Source organism: Bacillus sp. AR2-1 (assembly GCF_008368755.1).
Lineage (GTDB): Bacteria > Bacillota > Bacilli > Bacillales > Bacillaceae_G > Bacillus_A > Bacillus_A wiedmannii.
Window position 1 is genome coordinate 20,033 of the sequence record NZ_QORY01000026.1, and the last position, 20,999, is coordinate 41,031.

The 20,999-nt window shown below is 35.8% G+C and carries 20 protein-coding genes; all 20 read right to left on the bottom strand.

The window, feature by feature from the left end:
• Window positions 1–33 precede the first annotated feature (33 nt).
• A complete protein-coding gene (locus DT250_RS25800; protein ID WP_001234876.1) occupies window positions 34–309 on the bottom strand; it encodes an RNA-binding S4 domain-containing protein in 276 nt (91 codons plus the stop codon).
• A gap of 14 nt (window positions 310–323) precedes the next feature.
• On the bottom strand, window positions 324–1,784 hold the full coding sequence (yabN, locus tag DT250_RS25805) for a bifunctional methyltransferase/pyrophosphohydrolase YabN (protein ID WP_149213907.1): 1,461 nt from the start codon (window positions 1,782–1,784) through the stop codon (window positions 324–326).
• 12 nt (window positions 1,785–1,796) lie between these two features.
• Window positions 1,797–3,398 carry a putative polysaccharide biosynthesis protein gene (locus DT250_RS25810; protein WP_149213908.1) on the bottom strand — a complete coding sequence of 534 codons (1,602 nt, stop codon included), beginning with the start codon at window positions 3,396–3,398 and terminating at the stop codon, window positions 1,797–1,799.
• A 232-nt stretch (window positions 3,399–3,630) separates the two neighbouring features.
• Window positions 3,631–4,167, bottom strand: coding sequence for a stage V sporulation protein T (gene spoVT, locus DT250_RS25815; protein WP_000648313.1), 537 nt, complete (start codon window positions 4,165–4,167; stop codon window positions 3,631–3,633).
• Window positions 4,168–4,303: 136 nt separating this feature from the next.
• The gene (gene mfd / locus DT250_RS25820) at window positions 4,304–7,834 is read right to left on the bottom strand and encodes a transcription-repair coupling factor (protein ID WP_000579706.1); all 3,531 of its coding nucleotides are present in this window, start codon (window positions 7,832–7,834) and stop codon (window positions 4,304–4,306) included.
• A gap of 105 nt (window positions 7,835–7,939) precedes the next feature.
• On the bottom strand, window positions 7,940–8,164 hold the full coding sequence (locus DT250_RS25825; RefSeq protein WP_000399441.1) for an anti-sigma-F factor Fin family protein: 225 nt from the start codon (window positions 8,162–8,164) through the stop codon (window positions 7,940–7,942).
• 70 nt (window positions 8,165–8,234) lie between these two features.
• Window positions 8,235–8,795, bottom strand: a complete 561-nt coding sequence (gene pth, locus DT250_RS25830) for an aminoacyl-tRNA hydrolase (protein WP_080377450.1) — start codon at window positions 8,793–8,795, stop codon at window positions 8,235–8,237.
• A 72-nt stretch (window positions 8,796–8,867) separates the two neighbouring features.
• On the bottom strand, window positions 8,868–9,821 hold the full coding sequence (locus tag DT250_RS25835; RefSeq protein ID WP_000107420.1) for a ribose-phosphate diphosphokinase: 954 nt from the start codon (window positions 9,819–9,821) through the stop codon (window positions 8,868–8,870).
• An 18-nt stretch (window positions 9,822–9,839) separates the two neighbouring features.
• Window positions 9,840–11,219 carry a bifunctional UDP-N-acetylglucosamine diphosphorylase/glucosamine-1-phosphate N-acetyltransferase GlmU gene (glmU, locus tag DT250_RS25840; protein WP_000071045.1) on the bottom strand — a complete coding sequence of 460 codons (1,380 nt, stop codon included), beginning with the start codon at window positions 11,217–11,219 and terminating at the stop codon, window positions 9,840–9,842.
• Window positions 11,220–11,544: 325 nt separating this feature from the next.
• Entirely contained in the window at window positions 11,545–11,838 is a 294-nt protein-coding gene (gene spoVG, locus DT250_RS25845; RefSeq protein WP_000454042.1) for a septation regulator SpoVG, read from the bottom strand.
• 152 nt (window positions 11,839–11,990) lie between these two features.
• Entirely contained in the window at window positions 11,991–12,365 is a 375-nt protein-coding gene (locus DT250_RS25850) for a RidA family protein (protein WP_000869826.1), read from the bottom strand.
• 124 nt (window positions 12,366–12,489) lie between these two features.
• Entirely contained in the window at window positions 12,490–13,338 is an 849-nt protein-coding gene (gene purR / locus DT250_RS25855; RefSeq protein ID WP_000702481.1) for a pur operon repressor, read from the bottom strand.
• A 54-nt stretch (window positions 13,339–13,392) separates the two neighbouring features.
• A complete protein-coding gene (gene ispE, locus DT250_RS25860; RefSeq protein ID WP_000772096.1) occupies window positions 13,393–14,262 on the bottom strand; it encodes a 4-(cytidine 5'-diphospho)-2-C-methyl-D-erythritol kinase in 870 nt (289 codons plus the stop codon).
• A 196-nt stretch (window positions 14,263–14,458) separates the two neighbouring features.
• Window positions 14,459–14,638 carry an acid-soluble spore protein SspF gene (gene sspF, locus DT250_RS25865; protein WP_001985066.1) on the bottom strand — a complete coding sequence of 60 codons (180 nt, stop codon included), beginning with the start codon at window positions 14,636–14,638 and terminating at the stop codon, window positions 14,459–14,461.
• A gap of 91 nt (window positions 14,639–14,729) precedes the next feature.
• Window positions 14,730–14,990 carry a biofilm formation stimulator Veg gene (veg, locus tag DT250_RS25870; RefSeq protein WP_000044349.1) on the bottom strand — a complete coding sequence of 87 codons (261 nt, stop codon included), beginning with the start codon at window positions 14,988–14,990 and terminating at the stop codon, window positions 14,730–14,732.
• A gap of 238 nt (window positions 14,991–15,228) precedes the next feature.
• Window positions 15,229–16,092: a sporulation peptidase YabG gene (yabG, locus tag DT250_RS25875; protein WP_001173738.1), complete on the bottom strand. Its 864-nt coding sequence runs from the start codon at window positions 16,090–16,092 to the stop codon at window positions 15,229–15,231.
• A gap of 110 nt (window positions 16,093–16,202) precedes the next feature.
• Window positions 16,203–17,081, bottom strand: coding sequence for a 16S rRNA (adenine(1518)-N(6)/adenine(1519)-N(6))-dimethyltransferase RsmA (gene rsmA, locus DT250_RS25880; protein WP_149213909.1), 879 nt, complete (start codon window positions 17,079–17,081; stop codon window positions 16,203–16,205).
• Window positions 17,078–17,635, bottom strand: coding sequence for a ribonuclease M5 (gene rnmV / locus DT250_RS25885; protein ID WP_149213910.1), 558 nt, complete (start codon window positions 17,633–17,635; stop codon window positions 17,078–17,080). Before rnmV ends, rsmA begins: the two co-directional genes overlap by 4 nt.
• A gap of 194 nt (window positions 17,636–17,829) precedes the next feature.
• On the bottom strand, window positions 17,830–18,597 hold the full coding sequence (locus tag DT250_RS25890) for a TatD family hydrolase (RefSeq protein WP_149213911.1): 768 nt from the start codon (window positions 18,595–18,597) through the stop codon (window positions 17,830–17,832).
• 165 nt (window positions 18,598–18,762) lie between these two features.
• On the bottom strand, window positions 18,763–20,745 hold the full coding sequence (metG, locus tag DT250_RS25895) for a methionine--tRNA ligase (RefSeq protein WP_048542191.1): 1,983 nt from the start codon (window positions 20,743–20,745) through the stop codon (window positions 18,763–18,765).
• Window positions 20,746–20,999 lie beyond the last annotated feature (254 nt).

The following is a 20,999-nucleotide window of genomic DNA, read 5'->3' on the forward strand; positions in this document are numbered from 1 at the left end:
AGCTAATAGTAATGTATGAAGGGATAATTGATTTTAGAACAAGCCTTCTTCAGCCTTTACTTTTTCTTCGCGAACTAAACTATACATATTTGCTGCATCTTCTTTTTTAGTCGTTTCTTTCAATTCGTTTATTTTTACAGTTACTATTTTTTGACCAAAACGAATTGTTAATTCATCAGCTACTTTTACATCTGAACTCGCCTTTGCCACTTGACCATTAATTGATATTCTTCCTTGATCAGCTACTTCTTTCGCTAATGTTCTTCTTTTAATTAAACGTGATACTTTTAAAAACTTATCTAGACGCATATCAAATCCCCCTATTAACGCTCTGTTTGTTTTGCCTCTTCCCATAAAACGTCTAACTGCTCTAATGATAAATCTTGCATCTCTTTATTCATTTCAGCTACCTTTGCTTCCATGTATAAGAAACGACCGACGAATTTCTCATTCGTTGAACGTAACGCCTCTTCGGGATCTATTTTATAATGACGAGCTATATTCACAAACGCAAATAGTAAATCGCCAAATTCACCTAACATTTTCGCCTCATCCATATTTGTAACTTCTTGTTGGAACTCTTGCCATTCTTCTAAGGCTTTCTCTATCATCGGTTGTACATTAACCCAATCGAAACCAACTTTGCCAGCTTTTTTCTGGATTTCATAGGCGCGTAGTAACTGTGGCAAACTTTTTGGAACCCCATTTAAAACAGATTCTTTCACGAATCCTTTTTCTTGTTTTTTAATTTCTTCCCAATTGGCAATTACTTCATCGGCATTATTTACATCCGTATTCCCAAATACATGCGGGTGGCGGCGAACCATTTTCTCAGATAAAGTTCGAATAATATCATCTATAGAGAACCAACCTTCATCCTCCCCGATTTGAGCATGCAACATAACTTGTAATAATATATCACCCAGTTCTTCTACTAAGTGATCATCATCCTCTTCATCAATTGCTTCCAACACTTCATAAGCTTCCTCAATTAAATACTTCTTTAAAGATTGATGTGTTTGCTTTTTATCCCACGGACAACCATTCGGTCCACGAAGGTCTGCAATAATTTCTCTAAGCACATCAAACTGTTGATACAAGGACGCACGTTCTTTAACTGGTGGTACATATACACTCGTTAAATTATTCAACTCTGTTTCATGATCTAACATGTACAACGGCACCTTTTTAACTTGTTCAAATGAAGTCCCTGCAGCTGTTACGATATACACTTCATAATCATCTGATAGCATCTCCATTAATGTTAATTTCACATCAGATGCAACGAATGCGTCATATACTTGGCAAAAGATTAAATGTTGACGTAATTCTAATTGTCCTCTTTCAAATGATGTGGCGTCAATTAATTGGAATCCTTCAATCGGATCAATCTTTAGACTCGCAAACATAGGATCAAGGAAACTTTGTCCACCTTCAATGCGCACTTCAACATTCGCTACTTCGCCTTTTTCCAACAGTAGCTGAACCGTTCTTTCCGCTACAAGCGGATGCCCTGGCACGGCATAGATGATTTCTGTGCCTTCAGCTTGTTCTAACAATGTATTGGCGATTGTTTCATATACAATTTCAAATGTATCATGCGCTTCATATACACTGTCAAAGGCTGTATATTGTATACCTTCTTTCTCCAACTCTTCTATAACGGGATGTTCCTTCGTTCTAACAAACATGTGATCTGCTTCTTTTATTTTTCGATATACACCCATCGTTAACTGATCTAACTCACCAGCACCTAATCCTAAAATAGTAATGATTCCACTCACAACCTGCCACCTCTATCCACTCTTCTTCAATGAACCTTCTTTTTTCTCTTTTTTCATAACGGTTCCTATTTCCGCTTTTGTAAATACACGTAATTTTAAAATTAAAAACACATATGTTAATCCACCGATAGCTACACCTAACAATGCCTCAAGTGTTGCAATTCCTCTATGCCTTGTATCAATTACTAATCCAGACATTTGCATCAAACGTATAAATATTATTAATACAAACCCCATACCGATACCACTAATAACTACACCTAACATATTACGCTTATCGATAAGCGATTCGGATACAGCTTGCATAAGTAATGCACTATTTAGCACAGAAATTACAATTAACGCAACTAGTGTTGCAATTGCAGCTCCCTTCGCACCAAAATACGGCATTAATGTATAATTTAAAGCTAACTTTAAACAACCCCCAAATATAACGAATATTGCTGGTTTTAATGTTTGTCCTAACCCTTGCAAAATAGAAGCAGTTGTAATCGACAATGAACTAAATAAAATAGATAAAGATAAAATGGATAAAACATCTGACCCATCACTATTTTCAAACAACATAATATTCGTAGGCTGAATAATACAAGTTAATCCAATGGCAGCTGCAAATCCAATAACAAATGTTATTTTCATTGCTAACTTTACCTTTTCTCGAATAAAGGAAAGATCTCCTCTTTCCTTCGCCGCTGTAATAATTGGAATAAGTGACAATGAGAAAGAAGTTGTCACGACAGTACCTAATTGCATAAGCGGGATACTTCTGTCGTAAACACCTTTTAATACCTTTGCACTTTCAGCTTGCTCTCCTGCCCCAATAAGTAAGGAATAGAAGGAAATGGAATCCGCCATTTGTATAAAAATAAGTACTAAGTTACTAACACAAATCGCCAATCCCTGCCAAAACAGAATTTTAATGATCCTCTTTTTTCCCTTAATTCTCTTTACACTCTTGAAAAATATAGAACGAAAGTCATGACGCATATAAAGTACAAGTACGATAATCCCAATTAGTCCGCCTGCGATTGAACCTAACATAGCACCTGCACCGACTGTATATAAATCAAATCCGCGAGCAATTAGGAATAGAGATAAAAATACAATAATAGAAACACGAATTGTTTGTTCTATCACTTGCGAAACAGCTGTTGGCATCATATTATTGAACCCCTGAAAATATCCTCTTGCTACAGATAAAAACGGCATCAATATGAATGAAAATGAAATAACACGTAATAACTTATCTAAGTGTATATCACCCATGGCTGCTGCAATTGTTTCGGCACCAAAAAACAATGTAAAAAAGCCTACGAAACCAATTCCTAATAAAAACCAAAAAGATACACAGATAATTTCTTCTGCTTCTTGTTGTTTCCCTCGCTCTAATCGTTCCGCAACCATTTTTGAAATTATAATGGGGAACCCATAAGTAGCTAAAATTAAACAAAATCCATAAAACGGATAGATTTGTTGGTAAATATAGAAACCAATATCACCCGCTATATTTTGATATGGAATACGGTAAAAAGCGCTTAATACCTTTGTAACAAAACTTGCGATTGTTAATATAATAGCCCCACGCCAAAAGGCTTGATACTTCTTCGATTCCATACAAGAAAACTCCTTTTTCTATTCTCACCCCTCGTATTATATCATAAAGAAAAGGACAAGCTTCCTTGCCTACACGAGTAATAATACGTTCGTGCAACGCTAGAAATGTTCAACGAAAAAAGGTAGCAAAGCGCTACCTTCATTCAATATACATATATCTCCAAATATTTGATTTCTCAAAAAGAAATATCATAATTAGGAAAGATTGCTACTTCTAAAATTCGATATAGCCTTACTGCTCCATTTGTTTCGCTAAAAAGCTTGCAGCTGTATTTACTGACTTATGCTCTACTTCACTTATAATATCCTCTTTAGAGAAGATAACAACAGCTCCAATTGGATCCCCATTCGCAACAATCGGGCCAATTGTATAGGAACTCACTTTTTCTGTTACTCCATCAATAATTGAAATTTCGCTTTCATCTGTCATAATTACAGACTTACGCTCTTCCATTGTCTTCTCAATTAAATCGCCAACACTTTTATTTAAGTATTCTTTTTTAGATACGCCTGCTACTGCGATAATAGAATCACGATCGCATACAAGCACATTATGTCCTAAGCTATCGTATAAAGCTTCCGTATATTCCTTTGCAAAATTACCTAGTTCACTAATTGGAGAATATTTTTTCAAAATCACTTCTCCATCGCGATCAACAAATATTTCTAGTGGGTCTCCTTCTCGAATACGTAAAGTTCTACGAATTTCCTTCGGGATTACTACCCTACCTAAATCATCAATTCGACGTACGATTCCAGTTGCTTTCATTCTAATGCTGCCTCACTTTCTACTGATGATCAAAGTGGTGAATTTACCTGTTCATGTAAAAATCACCAACTGTTAGACATAGTATTTTACACATTAGTTCTTCTATGCACGCCGAATTGTATTTTTTTATCTTATATTAGGCATTTATGACTTCTTTTTTTACATCTGGTAGGCCTTTTAATAAATTTTCAGCAATTGTTAACCACTTCGATGTCTCTAAACCATTTGTTTTCATAACGATTTTCAATTGCGATCCTTCCATTCCTAGACCAATCATACGTCCAAAACTATTTCCAAGCATGAATAATTTTCCGCCATCAATATTTTGACTTGCTTGTTCTGAGAACAGAATTGTCACTTCAAATTTATTTTGCTTAATTAACTCAATTTGTTCTTTCATTGCCAATACTTTAATATTTGCAATTTGCAATAAGTAACCAACTTCTTGCGGGTAATCACCAAATCTATCTATCATCTCTTCCTGCAACTCTTCAATATCCTCAATTGCAGAAACACCTCTAAACTGTTTATACATCATAATCTTTTGTTTACTATCTGAAATATAAGCATCTGGTAAATATGCATCTACTTCTAAATCAATTTCAACATTAACTGTATTTTCAACCCCATCTGTTCCTCTACGCTGTTCAATTGCATCTTTTAACATTTGAGAATATAGATCAAATCCGACAGAATCAATAAATCCATGCTGTTCGGCTCCTAACAAGTTACCTGCACCACGAATGGATAAGTCTCTCATCGCAATTTTGAAACCTGACCCAAGCTCTGTGAACTCTTTAATGGCTTGCAGACGCTTCTCTGCAACTTCTGATAACACTTTATCTCGTTTGTATGCAAAGTATGCATATGCAACACGATTAGAACGTCCAACACGACCACGAAGCTGATACAGCTGCGATAATCCCATACGATCTGCATCAAATACAATTAACGTATTTACATTCGGAATATCTACACCCGTCTCAATAATTGTTGTACTTACAAGAACATCATGCTGCCCTTCTAAAAACGATAGCATAACAGACTCTAATTCACCTTCGTTCATTTTCCCATGTGCATACGTTACACGCGCGTCTGGAACTAACATCGAAATTTCATCTGCTTTTCTTTCGATATCCTCCACACGATTATATAGGAAGTAAATTTGCCCACCTCTTGCAAGCTCTCGTTCTATCGCTTCTCGCATTAACGCTGGATTATACTCTACTACATACGTTTGGACTGGGAAACGATTTTCTGGTGGTGTCTCAATAACAGATAAGTCACGCACACCAAGCATAGACATATGGAGTGTACGCGGAATCGGAGTTGCCGTTAATGTTAACACGTCAACATTTGCTTTTAATTGTTTAATTTTTTCTTTATGCGTTACACCAAACCTTTGTTCTTCATCAATAATAAGAAGACCTAAATCTTTATAAGTAACGTCTTTAGATAAAATACGATGCGTTCCGATTACGATATCTACCGTACCATCTTTTAAGCCTTTAATTGTTTCATTTTGCTGTTTTCTCGTACGGAATCTACTTAATAATCCTATATTGATTGGATAATCTTGAAAACGCTCTCGAATTGTTTCATAGTGTTGTTGTGCAAGGATCGTTGTCGGCACTAAAATTGCAACTTGTTTTTCATCCATAATTGCCTTAAATGCCGCACGGATAGCTACTTCCGTCTTTCCATATCCTACATCACCACAAAGAAGCCTATCCATCGGACGTCCACGTTCCATATCTTTCTTAATCTCGTCAATAGAACGTAATTGATCCTCTGTCTCTTGATATGGGAAAGAAGATTCAAATTCTTGTTGTTCTGCCGTATCTGGTGTATATGCATAACCTTTTGAAGCTTCGCGCTCAGCATATAATTTAATTAGGTCATCCGCAATGTCTTGTACAGATTTTTCAACTTTCGTTTTGACCTTTTTCCAATCATTTCCGCCCAATTTATAAACTTTAGGATCCTTACCTTCAGATCCTACATATTTCTGCACTTGGTCAATTTGTTCAATTGGAACGTATAACTTATCATTACCTTGATATTTAATATTCAAGTAATCTTTATGAACACCATTAATCTCTAGTGTCTCGATACCTAAGAATTTACCTATACCATGATTTACATGAACTACATAATCTCCAACTTTTAATTCCGAATAACTTTTAATACGTTCAGCATTAGATAACTTCTGCTTACGTTGTGATTTTTTAACTTTTTTATGAAAAAGCTCTTTTTCAGTAATAACAACAAGCTTTTGCATCGGCATTTCAAATCCTGCATGTAAATCACCTACAGCAATTTGCAACCTTCCAGGCAATAATATATCTGTGCCCTCTACGATATCTGCCTCAATATCATAATCACTTAAAATATGTTGTAGTTTTTTTACACGTTCATCATCTGTGCCGAGCACAACAGTCGTAAAATGCCCTTCGTTCCATCTATCAATTTCAGTTTTCAACAACTGCATCTGCCCATGGAAATCTTGCATTGTTTTACATGTCACATTCACAATATTTTGCGGATGTGTATGTGCTATATGACGTAAGAATAACGTTAAATATACAAAACTTCTTTTTTTATGATGAAGAAATTCCTCAAACGAGTGTGAGAAAGATAAATCTTGAATAATTGTTCCCTCACCAAGAAGTGATATATACCATTCCGCCTCTTCCGTTTCAAGATGTGATGCCGTTTCTTGAATACGAGAAATCTCATCCAAAACCACAATACCATCTTCAGGTAAATAATCTATCAGACTAGCAGGTTCTTTATAGAAAATAGATAAATATTTAAACATCTGTTCTATACTTTGCCCGTTTTTTAACATCTCAATTTCATGACTTACCGTTTCAAGCACTGTAGTCTTCAATTTATCATCGGAAAGTTTTTGCATCGTCTTAGTCAAGCCTTCCTCAAGATGCTCAATTCCCGACTTCAATTCTTCCTGTGAAAATAAAAACTCTGTTGCTGGACCAAATCTAACACTTTCTTTTTTATCTTGAGAGCGCTGTTCATCCACATCAAATAATCGAATAGAATCAACTTCTGTATCGAAAAATTCAATACGAAATGGTAACTCTTCAGTTAATGGGTAAATATCTAATATCCCCCCGCGCAAACTGAATTCCCCAGGAGCTTCTACCATCGACTTACGCTCATAACCAATATGATGTAAAGTATGCAAGAATGTATCTAAATCAATCTCTTGCCCTAGATTGATTTCGATTTGCCTTTGCTTCCACAACTCTTTCATTGGTAAAAATCTGCGTAGTCCTGCAACTGGCGCTACAATAATCCCGTTCTCTCCTGCCGCTAAACGATTCAATACTTCAATACGTTGCGCCTTCAATTCTGGGCTTGCAACACCAATTTCTGATGCTATCAATTCATTTACTGGGTATAACCACACATCTTTTTCACCAAGTAACGCCACTAAATCTTCATGCACTTTTTGTGCTTGATATAAATTATGCGTCACAATAAGTTGTGATTTTTTTGTTTTTTTATATAAGGCCGCCATTAATAACGAACGAGAAGAGGTTGCCATACCTGATACAAGTTGTTCTTTTAAACCATCTTCTAGTCCATTAATAACCGATTGGATCTCTTCATTTTTATAAAATTGCTCTAATAAACCTATCATTTTCAAAACCCCTCTCAACATAAAGAGCAAGCCACTATATTTTATGCAAATATTTTGGAAAAAGAAAACAGAAAAATGCTTTGGACATGCCAAAGCGACAACATTTTATTGCAGAAATTTTTCATATTCATAATACTCAGGATAAGATGCGAGCGTTTCTTGACACGATTCACAAATCGTTTTTATATATATATTTCCATTCTCATGAAAATGAATCATCTCTACTACTTCTTGCTCTGTTAGTTGAAATAAAACGTCGCTATACACTTTTTCTGCAGTAACGGAGCCTACATTACTCCCGCAATGTCTGCAATAATAATACCCTTCCATACTAGCCTCCTAAAAATCCAATTACTACTAGTATGGGTAAAAACAAGACAAAATATTCCCAATCATACCCTTAACTATTGAAGGTATTCATGATTTGAAGAAAAGGTTTATTTAACCATTCTTCACATGCATCCGCTGCTTTTTCAATAGAATGACTCACATCAGGAATTTCTTCCGATGTAAAACGTCCTAATACGTAATCTACTACCTTCATGCCATTTTTCGGACGATCAATTCCCATGCGGATACGTTGAAACTCTTGTGTTCCTAAATGTGAAATTGTTGATTTCACACCATTATGTCCACCAGCACTACCTTTCATACGAAGGCGTAATTTACCTACAGGGATGTCTAAATCATCGTACAGAACAACGAAGTCCTCAACATCAATTTTATAGTAATCCATGAGTGGTCGAATACTTTCCCCAGATAAATTCATATATGTAAGTGGCTTTAATAAGATTACTTTTTCTCCATTAACAAATCCTGCACCAAATACTCCTTTAAATTTTTGTTCATTCAAAGAAATATTCCAACGCTTTGCAAGTTCATCAATCGCCATAAATCCAATATTATGCCTTGTTAATTCATATTCTCTACCCGGGTTCCCAAGTCCTACTATCAATTTCATTCTTGTACCACTACTTTCTTTTTTCGATACGAAAAGACGTAACCAATCTTGGTTACGTCTCATTCTATCCAATTAATTGAATAATACACTTACAGATTCTTCTTCGTATACACGAATGATTGCTTCTCCGATTAGTGGAGCAACTGAAAGTTCATGTACTTTGTCGATTTTCTTCTCTTCTGGTAATACGATAGAGTTCGTTACAACTAACTCTTTAATATTTGAGTTTTGGATACGCTCAATTGCTGGACCAGATAATACTGGGTGTGTACAGCAAGCATATACTTCAGAAGCACCGTTCTCAACAAGAGCGTTTGCTGCTAATGTAATTGTACCAGCTGTATCAATGATGTCATCAATTAAAATTGCTGTTTTACCTTCAATATTACCGATAATGTTCATTACCTCTGATACGTTCGGACGAGGACGACGCTTATCAATAATAGCGATTGGTGCTTTTAGGCGATCTGCCATTTTTCTAGCACGAGTTACCCCACCGTGGTCAGGTGACACGATTACGATATCTTTAAGACCTTTTGTTTCAAAGTAATCTGAAAGAATCGGTACACCCATTAAGTGGTCGATTGGGATATCAAAGAACCCTTGAATTTGTGGAGCATGTAAATCTAGAGTGATTACACGAGTTGCACCTGCTGTTTCAAGCAAGTTTGCTACAAGTTTCGATGTAATTGGTTCACGAGAACGCGCTTTACGGTCTTGACGCGCATAACCATAGTAAGGAATAACAATATTAATTGTTTTTGCAGATGCACGTTTTAATGCATCGATCATAATAAGTAATTCCATGATATGTTCGTTTACTGGGAAGCTTGTAGATTGAATAATGAATACATCGCAACCACGGATACTTTCTTCAATGTTAATTTGAACTTCTCCATCACTAAAACGATCAACAGAACATTTTCCTAGTCCTACTCCAATGTGCTTTGCAATTTGCTCAGCAAGTTCCTTATTAGAGTTTAAAGAGAATACTTTCAAATTAGAATTTAGATATTGAGTCGACATCTAGATTAACCCTCCACATTATGATTTTTTCTTATTCAGCAATTGATCAACATAGTCTTCTTTGTTAACTTGACGTGCACGTGCTACAGATAATGCTTTTGATGGAACATTCTCTGTAATTGTAGAGCCTGCTGCCACATAAGCACCATCTTCAACTGTTACAGGAGCGACAAGGTTTGAATTACATCCAATAAATACCCCGTTACCAATCACAGTTTTGAATTTATTCTTACCGTCATAGTTCACCGTAATTGAACCACAACCAAGATTCACGTCTTCTCCAACTTGTGCATCCCCGATATAACTTAAGTGTGAAGCTTTACTTCTATTACCAAAAACAGTTTTTTTGATTTCCACGAAGTTTCCAACGCGTACTTCATCTCCAATAACTGAATCTGGGCGAATATGTGCAAATGGACCAACCGATACTTCTGTACCAAGTTTACTATCATGTACAGTAGATTGTCGAATTGTCGTACGATCTCCAATTTCACTATCGCGAATTACTGTGTGCGGTCCAATTTCACAATCAGAACCAATTACAGTATTCCCCTCAATAATTGTTCCTGGATGAAGAACTGTATCACTACCGATAATTGCATCAGCAGAAATATACGTGTTACTTGGATCAATAATTGTAACACCATTTACCATGTTCTTACGGTTGATACGGTTTTTCATAATAATTTCCGCTTGCGATAGAGCGACTCTGTCGTTAACACCTAACGTTTCATCGAAGTGCTCTGTTTGATAAGCCGATACGATATGACCTTCATTTTTTAAAATCTCAATAACATCTGGCAGGTAATATTCACCTTGTACGTTATCATTTGAAACTTTAGAAAGTGAGGCGAATAAAGCTTTATTATCAAAACAATACGTACCTGTATTGATTTCTTTAATAGCTAATTCTTTCTCATTTGCATCCTTATGCTCAACAATCTTTTCAACATGACCATTCTCATTACGAACGATACGACCATATCCAGCAGGTTCTTCTATGTAAGCTGTTAGCACCGTTGCCATTGCCCCTGCTTCTTTATGTTGCTGAAGCAATGCTTCCATCGTTTCAGCAGTTATTAGCGGCGTATCACCACAAATAACTAAAGTTGTTCCTTCTTCATTTGCAAGTACACTTGCAGCTTGATCGACAGCGTGCGCTGTACCAAGTTGTTCTGCTTGTAATGCAAACTCACTTACGTTTCCTAGCTGTTCTTGTACCATTTCAGCACCATGTCCTACGACTGTTACAAGTTTCTGCAATCCTAATTGCGTTACTTGATCGACAACATGTTGTACCATAGGTTTTCCACATACAGGATGAAGCACTTTGTATAGCTTAGACTTCATACGTGTGCCTTTGCCTGCAGCTAGAATCACTGCAAATCTGTTTGACATATAGACCCTCCATCGCAACCTATTTATCCATTAACGATATTATCCTAAATCATCATATATTTCAAGAAACACATTTTAACTATTAAATTTTACCATAATTCTTATACGATGTTTTACTCTTTAGTATCTTTTTTAAGAAATAAGCTATACTATTTAAAATGATTTTGAAAAAATTAGAAGTTTTCCTCTTCACTTTAATAAATTCAGAATTTTCCGTACAAAAAATAGATAAAACCACACAAAAAAAACAAACTCCTGTAAATGCTTACAGGAGTTTGTTGCAAAATTATAGGGATTTCTTTAAAAAGCCCTTTTCATTCGAATTTTACGAAGCACCCGCTTCTTCAAACTCAACCTCTTCTAACTCGCCTAAACGATGATACTCTGTTAAAACCGCATCTTGAATTTTAGAGCGTGTATTAGAATTAATTGGATGTGCAATGTCACGGAATTCTCCATCTGGAGTACGTTTACTTGGCATTGCTACAAATAATCCATTATTACCATCAATTACACGAATATCATGAACAACAAATTCATGGTCTAGAGTAATAGAGGCAATTGCTCTCATGCGGCCTTCTGTGTTTACGCGGCGTAATCTTACGTCAGTCACTTCCATCTTGTGTTCACCACCCTTTTCTAAATAAGCGATATATTTGTATAAATTCCACAAAATTTCTATTTTCCCTTTAATTTTTTAAAAATTTTTAAGATAAAAATTTTTAATGTAATTGAATATAGAGATTAGTGGAGGTTATCGCTTACAAAAGATTACTTAACTAGGGCAATTACTTCGATTTCAATTGAAACATCTTTCGGTAATTTTGCTACTTGTACACAAGAACGAGCTGGCTTATGAGTAGAGAAATAAGAGCCGTATACTTCATTAACAGCATTAAAATCATCCATATCTTTTAAGAATACTGTTGTTTTTACTACTGTATCAAATGAAGCACCTGCTTCTTCTAATACCGCTTGTAAATTTTGAAATACTTGCTCTGTTTGTACTGTCACGTCTCCTGCTACAAGCTCTCCACTTGCAGTTAACGGAATTTGTCCTGAACTGTAAAACATATTATTTACAATAATCCCTTGTGAATATGGTCCAATTGCTTGTGGTGCATTGCTTGTTTGAACAACTTTCATATTTTTTCACCCTTTTATTATTTATTTTTACTCTTTAAAAATAGTGCACGAAAAGCAGTTTGTCCATCTATTTTATAATTTATAAATAGAATAAAAAAAAGATAAAGCGATCTGCTTTACCTTTTTACTCAGCCTCTACAAGCCCTTCATCAAATGGTGCCAGTGAATAATTTCCCTTTTCCACTTGAATCGCTTTTTCTTTCACATCAACTTCTGATAGACGAATTAATGATACAAAATTATTAATTAGTCGTTCTTCAATATCCGTGGATTCTACTAATACACCAATACCAACAACATTAGCCTTAAACTCTTCTAACATACTCATCATACCTTGAATTGTCCCGCCAGCTTTCATGAAGTCATCAATAATTAAAACATTTGATCCCTCTGGAAGGCTACGCTTTGCTAACGTCATTGTTTGAATTCGCTTAGAAGAACCTGATACATAGTTAATACTAACAGTTGGGCCTTCTGTTACCTTATTATCTTTCCTTGCGATTACTACCGGTACATCTAAGTAATTTGCCACCGCATAAGCAAGTGGAATCCCCTTCGTTGCCACCGTCATAACCGCATCAATTGGTTGCCTAGCAAAAACAGAAGCAAACAAACGACCTGCGCCATTAATATGGCGAGGATTACTTAAAAGATCTGTCATATATAAGTAACCACCGGGCAAAATACGATCTGGATTTTCAAATAAGCTACAAAGCTCACCAATAATTAGATCTGCCTCTTCCTCACTTATATATGGTATATATTTCACTCCTCCTGCTGCTCCTGGTACCGTTTGCAATGTGCCGACCCCTTGTTGTTCAAACGTTTGCTTAATAATAACTAAATCTTCACTAATGGAAGACTTAGCCGATTGATACCTTTCAGCAAAAAAAGTGAGAGAAACTAGCTGACGAGGGTTTTGTAACAAGTAATACGTCATATCGACTAATCTTGTACTTCGTCTAATTTTCATACTCTCACCTCAAATCACGAATATTCTAAACAAATCATAACGTATTATACGTCTTTATTCAAGCGTTTCTCGCTCTCCTAATAAACGTACTGCGTATACTTGTTCACAAAATCCTTTTAATCCGTTATATATACGATGCATTCGCGAATCATGGTGCACAAGACCAAATACGGTTGGGCCACTTCCACTCATTAATACGGCATCCGCCCCAAATCGCTTCATCTGTGCCTTAATACGTGCAACTTCAGGATGCATCGCAAACGTTACATCTTCTAAAACATTACCAACAGTATCACAAATCCCTTTGTAGTCCCCAGCATTTATGACGTTAACCATTTTATCTACATTTGGATGTGTAACTCGATTTAACTTTAAATTTCCATACACATCAGCAGTAGATACACCAATATGGGGTTTTGCTAAAATAACCCAACAAGAAGGTGGAGTTTTTATGTGCTCAATTTGCTCTCCTCTTCCAGTGGCAATTGCTGTCCCACCATATACACAAAACGATACATCTGATCCGATTTTTGCGCCAAGCTCTGCTAACTGATCAATTGTAAGCCCTAAATTCCATAATTTATTAAGGCCACGTAATGTCGCTGCTGCATCACTACTTCCACCTGCTAATCCAGCTGCTACTGGAATCGTTTTTTCAATAGTAATAGATACGCCTTTTTTCACATTAAACTTCTCTTTTAATAATTTCGCTGCTTGATAAGCTAAATTTCTTTGGTCGTCTGGGACATACCGATTATGGGATAAAATTTCAATACGGTCTTCTGCTAATTCCATTAGTTCTAAACGATCCGCTAAATCAATTGTTGTCATAATCATTTTCACTTCATGATATCCGTCTTGTCTTTTTCCCAGTACATCTAACGACAGATTAATCTTTGCTGGTGCTTTCACTAGTAGCTTCAATCTATTCACCCACTCTATGTACTCAATCTTTTATCGTTTATTTTACCATAAATTTATAGTAAGACGATGACACTTCCCTAATTATAACGAAAAGCATTCAGAATGAAACTACTTATGTAAAATGATGGCACCTTTTCGAGTACAAAAAGCCGAGGAATCACTCCTCGGCTACCGTAGCATAGAAAGTATCTTACAACTACTGGTTTTGTTTCATTAATTGCTGTTCTGCAATTTCTATAGCACGTTTCACCATGTTACCAGCATCTTTCGCACGAATTCCGCCCCATCCTTCTTTCTGAACAACATCATAAAAGCCTAGCTCTTTTGCAAGCTCTTCTTTAAATTGATTTGACATGACACCTCTTCGTCTACTCAATGCAGAGTCCCTCCTTATTTTGCTACGGTATAATTAGTATGCAAAATAATATAGCTTTTCATTTGTGGGAATATATGTAACGATACATGAATTATAAAATCACTTCATTATGAGGTTCACCATAAAACGTTAACTCTACTGTCTCTGTTAAAACATCTGCATAGCTATATGATACACGTTGCAACGCATCTTCTTGCTGATCCAATTGTACAACAAAAACAGAACGGTACGTTTCTGCAAGTACACCTGATTGTTCTACTGTTTTTCTTCTCCCACTATTTGCCTTTAACATCAGTCTCTGTCCAAGATGGTGATCTAATTCGCTTTTAATTTCATCTAAACGTTTTGACATATACTTTGTTACACCTCGCTGTAATTTAGATTGAACACTTAAAACACGATATATCTATCCCAATTATTAACCGCAACTCACAGACAATATCATTATAAAAGCATCATGCGTTCAAATAGATAGAAGAAATACTATATTGTAAAAGTATCATTATGTAGTCTGCGCGTTCTTGTCTCTTTTTATCCAAGTTGATTTAAATCCTTCCCATACAAAAAAGCAAGATACATATGTACCTTGCTTATTCTTCATAATGTTGAAAGGGTAATCCAGTTCGTAAAATCCCCCTCGTCTCAATCCCGCCAAGTCCCTTTTCGCCGGTAATCGTATTACGTACAACATCCCATACATTTACTCTTTCCATAAATGACGTAAAACTAATTTTACCAACCACATATACAGGATCTAGTGCGTGAATATTAATTCTAGATGGTGAACTAGCAAAGTTAGCACCTGCTCGAATTAATGCTTCAAAGTGTGATTGGCATGCCCCAGCAAAAATAACGAGTTGATCCAATGATGGATATTTTTTTCTCACTTCTCGAACAGCCTGTACAAAATGCCTTGAATGCCTATATGCTGCTAAATCTCCCTTTACCCCTTTTGATTTTGTATATGCATCGTGCCCCGTAATAACTAAAATGTCTGGACGAAAATGATCTATTAAATCTACTACCTTTTCATGCATCTCTGTTTCTTTACAATGAATACCTTGTACAGGAACACCAATTTTATTATATAAGTCTAAGCACTTGCGCAAATATAACGGGTCCCCATCTATATGCAATACACGTCCTGGCATTTGAAAATAATTCACCTCACTTGTATATCCACCCGTTGAAGTGTGTTCATGCCTTTGTTTCATTAATACATAATCTTGTTGAAACAAACGATACGTACGCTCCATCGTTTCTTTCTCACGCTTCGCTCTTTTTTTATGCTCTCGTTGATCTATACTAATTAAATCTTCAAGTGGCGCATCTGCCACCAGTCTAATTTCCTCTCCAAATAATATAGCTATCTCGCCTTTTATTTCTATAATACGAAAAAGGATATCCCTATTATGAGAATATCGTTCCACTAATTCTCCAACATGTAAAGCCATTCTCCTACCTCCAAACTCGTTAGGCCATCTTACCTGTTTTTAAAGTATGAATGTAGGAGAGGAAAGGTGACAAAAGGGACAGTTCAAGTTGAACTGTCCCTTTTCTATTCTTATGACAATTTATGAAGAACTAATGCATTACTTAATGTTGCAAACTCCTCGATAGATAGCGTTTCGCCTCTTCGTTTTGGATCAATTCCTACTTCTGTTAAAATTCGACCCAACAGCTCTTTATCTTTCGGGAAACCATTTAAATTATTTGATAAATTATTCATTAAAGTTTTACGACGCTGTGCAAAACTTGCTCGTACTACTTCAAAGAAGAATGTCTCATCTGTTACTTCTACAACTGGTTTCGGGCGCTTTAGGAGACGAATAATCGCAGAATCAACATTTGGTTGTGGCACAAACACTGTACGTGGTACAGTCATAACTGTTTCTACCTCTGTATAATACTGAATAGCAATGGATAAAGAACCATACTCTTTCGTTCCAGGTTTAGCAGCTAAACGATCTCCAACTTCTTTTTGCATCATAACAACAAATCCACGAACCGGTAATTTCTCTTCCAACAATTTAAATAAAATTGGCGTTGTAATATAGTACGGTAAGTTCGCTACTACCATTACATCTTGCCCTTCCTCAAATTGCTCACTAAACACCTCATGTACATCCGCTTTTAGTACATCTTTATTTATAACTGTAACGTTACTATATGGAGCTAACGTCTCATCTAAAATCGGTAATAACCTCTGATCAATTTCAAAAGCTACTACTTTTTTAGCACGCTTCGCTAATTGTTCTGTTAACGCACCGATACCTGGTCCAATTTCAATTGCACCACTTTCTGAACTAATTTCAGCGTGATCGACAATACGATTTAATACATTCGTATCAATTAAAAAATTTTGTCCTAAACTTTTTTTGAATGAAAATCCATACTTTTCAACAATGTCTTTCGTACGATTTGGCGTTGCGATATCCTTCATTTTCTTTCCTCCTGTATGACTTGCTTATAAGCTTCTGCAAAAGATTCTTTTGAAACTTGAAACATTTGTAAACGTTTATGTAACTGTTTTGCGTTTGTATAACCGATCTTTAATAGCTTACCCATTCTTTCTCTGCGACTCTTTGACATTTCTCCGCCCACTAAGCCTGCATCGACTAAATCGCTCCAACTAATTTCACTTGTGTAAGCTTCCATTTCTTCATGTATATTCTCTAAAGCACGGCGAATTGATTCATTAGAAGCATGTTCAATCCCGACACCCTTTTTCCTTTTGGCAAGTGCTTCTTCCTTCGGTAAAAAAGCATGTTTACATCCAGGCACCTTATCAGAAATAATTTTTCGAATACGCTCTCCAGGATAATCCGGATCTGTGAAAATAATAACGCCCCGTTTTTGCAGCGCTAATTTAACTTGCTCAATAACATGATCACCGATTGCTGAACCGTTCGTTTCAATTGTATCCGCATCAACAGCACGCTTAATCGCAACTGTATCATCTTTACCTTCTACAACGATAATCTCTTTAATTTTCATGCTTGCCTCCACACTCGTTTCGTCTCTACTTAGTAAAACAAAAAAATGACGACTTTTCCATTATTATTTTCCCCATTCTTACATTTTAAAAAATAGAATGTCCAAAACTTTGTTCTCTCTCCTTATTGTAACACTTCCTCATTCGCCCTTATTTTTTCACAAAAATAAAAAAGGATGGGTTCTCCCACTCCTTTTTATTCAACACCAAATAAAGCTTTTGCATTTTTTGTTGTTATTTCTGCTACTTCCTCATAAGAAATTCCTTTTAAATTCGCAATTTCTTCTGCTACGAGTTTTACATAACTCGGTTCATTTCGTTTTCCTCGAAATGGATGTGGTGTTAAATATGGACAATCTGTCTCTATTAACAATTTCTCTAATGGAATCTCCACAGCAACTTCTTTCGGCTTCTTAGCATTTTTAAATGTAACTGGTCCGCCTAATGAAATTAAAAAGTTCATATCAACACATCGCTCTGCTACTTCTACGCTGCCGCTAAAGCAATGCATAATGCCTCCCACTTCAGCTGCATTCTCTTCTTCTAGAATATCAACAATATCTTGAGTTGCATCGCGGTTATGTATAATAATCGGCAATTTCACTTTTTTGGCTAATGCAATTTGTTTACGGAATACTTCCTTCTGTATTTCTTTTGGAGATTTATCCCAATGATAATCTAATCCCATCTCTCCAAGTGCAACGACTTTAGGATGAGAAGCAAGTTCTTCTAACCAAGCTAGATGTTCTTCTGTCATGTCAATTGCATCAACTGGATGCCATCCAACCGCAGCGTAAATAAAATCATAAGTTTCAGCTAATTCAATCGCCTTTTTTATCGTTATTTCATCAAAACCAACAACAACTGTATAGGTAACTCCCGCTTCTTTCATTCGTGCAATAACCTCTTGCAAATCTTCTTCAAATTGCTCTGCATTCAAATGTGAATGTGTATCAAACAACATAATACATAACTCCTTTTATATTGAAATCAAGTTTATTCTAAAAAATAAGCTCTTTAATAACTTAACGATAACAATACTATAATTTTAATGCAAAAATAGAGAGTGTAAAAAGAAAAAAGACGCTTCACACATGTTACACGTGAAACATCTCTTTTCTTGTCTTAATTACTTGATTTTTGTACCGTTTGGTAGATTTTGGTCGATTGATGCTAATGACAATACGCCATTCTCTTCACCCGCTAAAATCATACCTTGTGATAATTCACCGCGTAATTTTACAGGTTTTAAGTTTGTTACACAAATAACCTTTTTACCTTTTAGGTCTTCCGGCGAATAGAATTTTGCAATTCCTGAAACAACTTGACGCTTTTCTGTACCTAAATCCAGCTGAATTTTTAACAACTTATCTGCTTTTTTCACAGGTTCAGCTGATAGTACTTCAGCTACGCGTAATTCTACTTTAAAGAAATCATCAATTGTAATTTCTTCTGCTTTCGGTTCTTCTTCTTTTTTCTCCTCTACTTTAGGAGCAGAGCTTTTCATTTGTTCTTTAATGTACCCTACTTCTACTTCCATTTCTAAACGCGGGAAAATCGGGTTTCCTTTTTCTACTTTTGTTCCAGCTGGAATACAGCCAATTGTAGATAGGCTTTCCCAAGATTTATGTGCCTCTTCAGTAAGTCCAAGCTGAGCAAACATCTTACTTGGTGCTACTGTTAGGAACGGCATAAGCATAATACCTGTTTGACGAAGCACTTCTGCTAAGTGAGCCATTACAGAAGCTAATTTTTCACGATCATTCTCATCTTTCGCTAATACCCACGGTTGTGTTTCATCAATATATTTATTTGCACGGCTAACCAATTGCCAAATTGAGCTTAGCGCTACAGAGAATTCCATATTCTCCATTGCCTCTTCTACTTTTTTCAATGTATCTTTTGCAAACGTTACTAACGTTTCATCGAATTCCGTTACATTTTCTTTAAATGCAGGGATTTCTCCGTTAAAGTACTTATCAATCATAGCTACTGTACGATTTAATAAGTTACCTAAGTCATTTGCTAAATCGAAATTAATGCGCTCCACAAATCCTTCTGGTGTGAATACGCCATCAGATCCGAATGGAACTTCACGAAGTAAGTAATAACGTAATGCATCTAATCCGTAACGATCGATTAAAGTAACTGGATCTACTACGTTTCCTTTTGACTTACTCATCTTTCCATCCTTCATTAAAATCCAACCATGAGCAAAGATTTTTTTCGGAAGAGGTAAATCTAATGCCATTAAAATGATTGGCCAATAAATTGTATGGAAACGAACGATTTCTTTTCCAACTAAATGTACATCAGCTGGCCAGAATTTCTTATACATCTCTTCATTTTCTGTTCCATAACCTAATGCTGTAATGTAGTTAGATAATGCGTCAACCCATACGTAAATAACGTGTTTCGGGTTACCTGGAACACGAACTCCCCAGTCAAATGAAGTACGAGAAACAGCTAAATCTTCTAGGCCTGGTTTAATGAAGTTATTAATCATCTCATTCTTACGAGACTCTGGCTGAATGAAATGTGGATTATCTTCATAGAATTTTAATAGTCTGTCGACATATTTACCCATTCTAAAGAAATACGATTCTTCACGAACAAGTTCTACATCATGACCACTATCTGGGCTTTTTCCTCCAACTACTTTTTCACCTTCCATAATTGGATCTACTAATTGATGCTCTGTATAGAATGTCTCATCTTGTACAGAATACCAACCTTCATATTCATCAAGATAAATATCACCTTGATCTACTAGTTGCTTGAAGATTTTTTCAACAACATCTTTATGACGATCTTCAGTTGTACGAATAAAATCATCATAAGATATATCCATTTTCTCCCAAAGCTCTTTAATTCCTGCAACAATGTTATCCACATATGCTTGTGGTGTAACATTCAATTCTTCTGCTTTCTTTTGGATCTTCTGTCCATGCTCATCAGTTCCTGTTAAATAATGAACATTGTATCCTTGCATACGCTTATATCGTGCCATCGCATCTCCTGCTACTGTTGTATAAGCATGTCCAATGTGTAATTTTCCACTTGGATAATAAATTGGGGTAGTAATATAAAAGGACTTATTTTCCTCTGTCATTGTTTTGGACCTCCCGGATAACCTCATATGTATTTATAAATAGTATATCAAAAACTTATATATAAAGTGAAACTTTAATCTGTTGGGGTTTTGTTCACTCCCGCGGATTATTAGCCCGCACCAATCAGGCTTTTACGAGCAATCCGACTCCAACTTAACTTCTTTGCTCTAGCCAAATTTTAAATTTAGAATCTTACTGCTTGTTAATGCGGGATAAAAACGAGTTAATACTTAATATCTTTATCATCTATTGC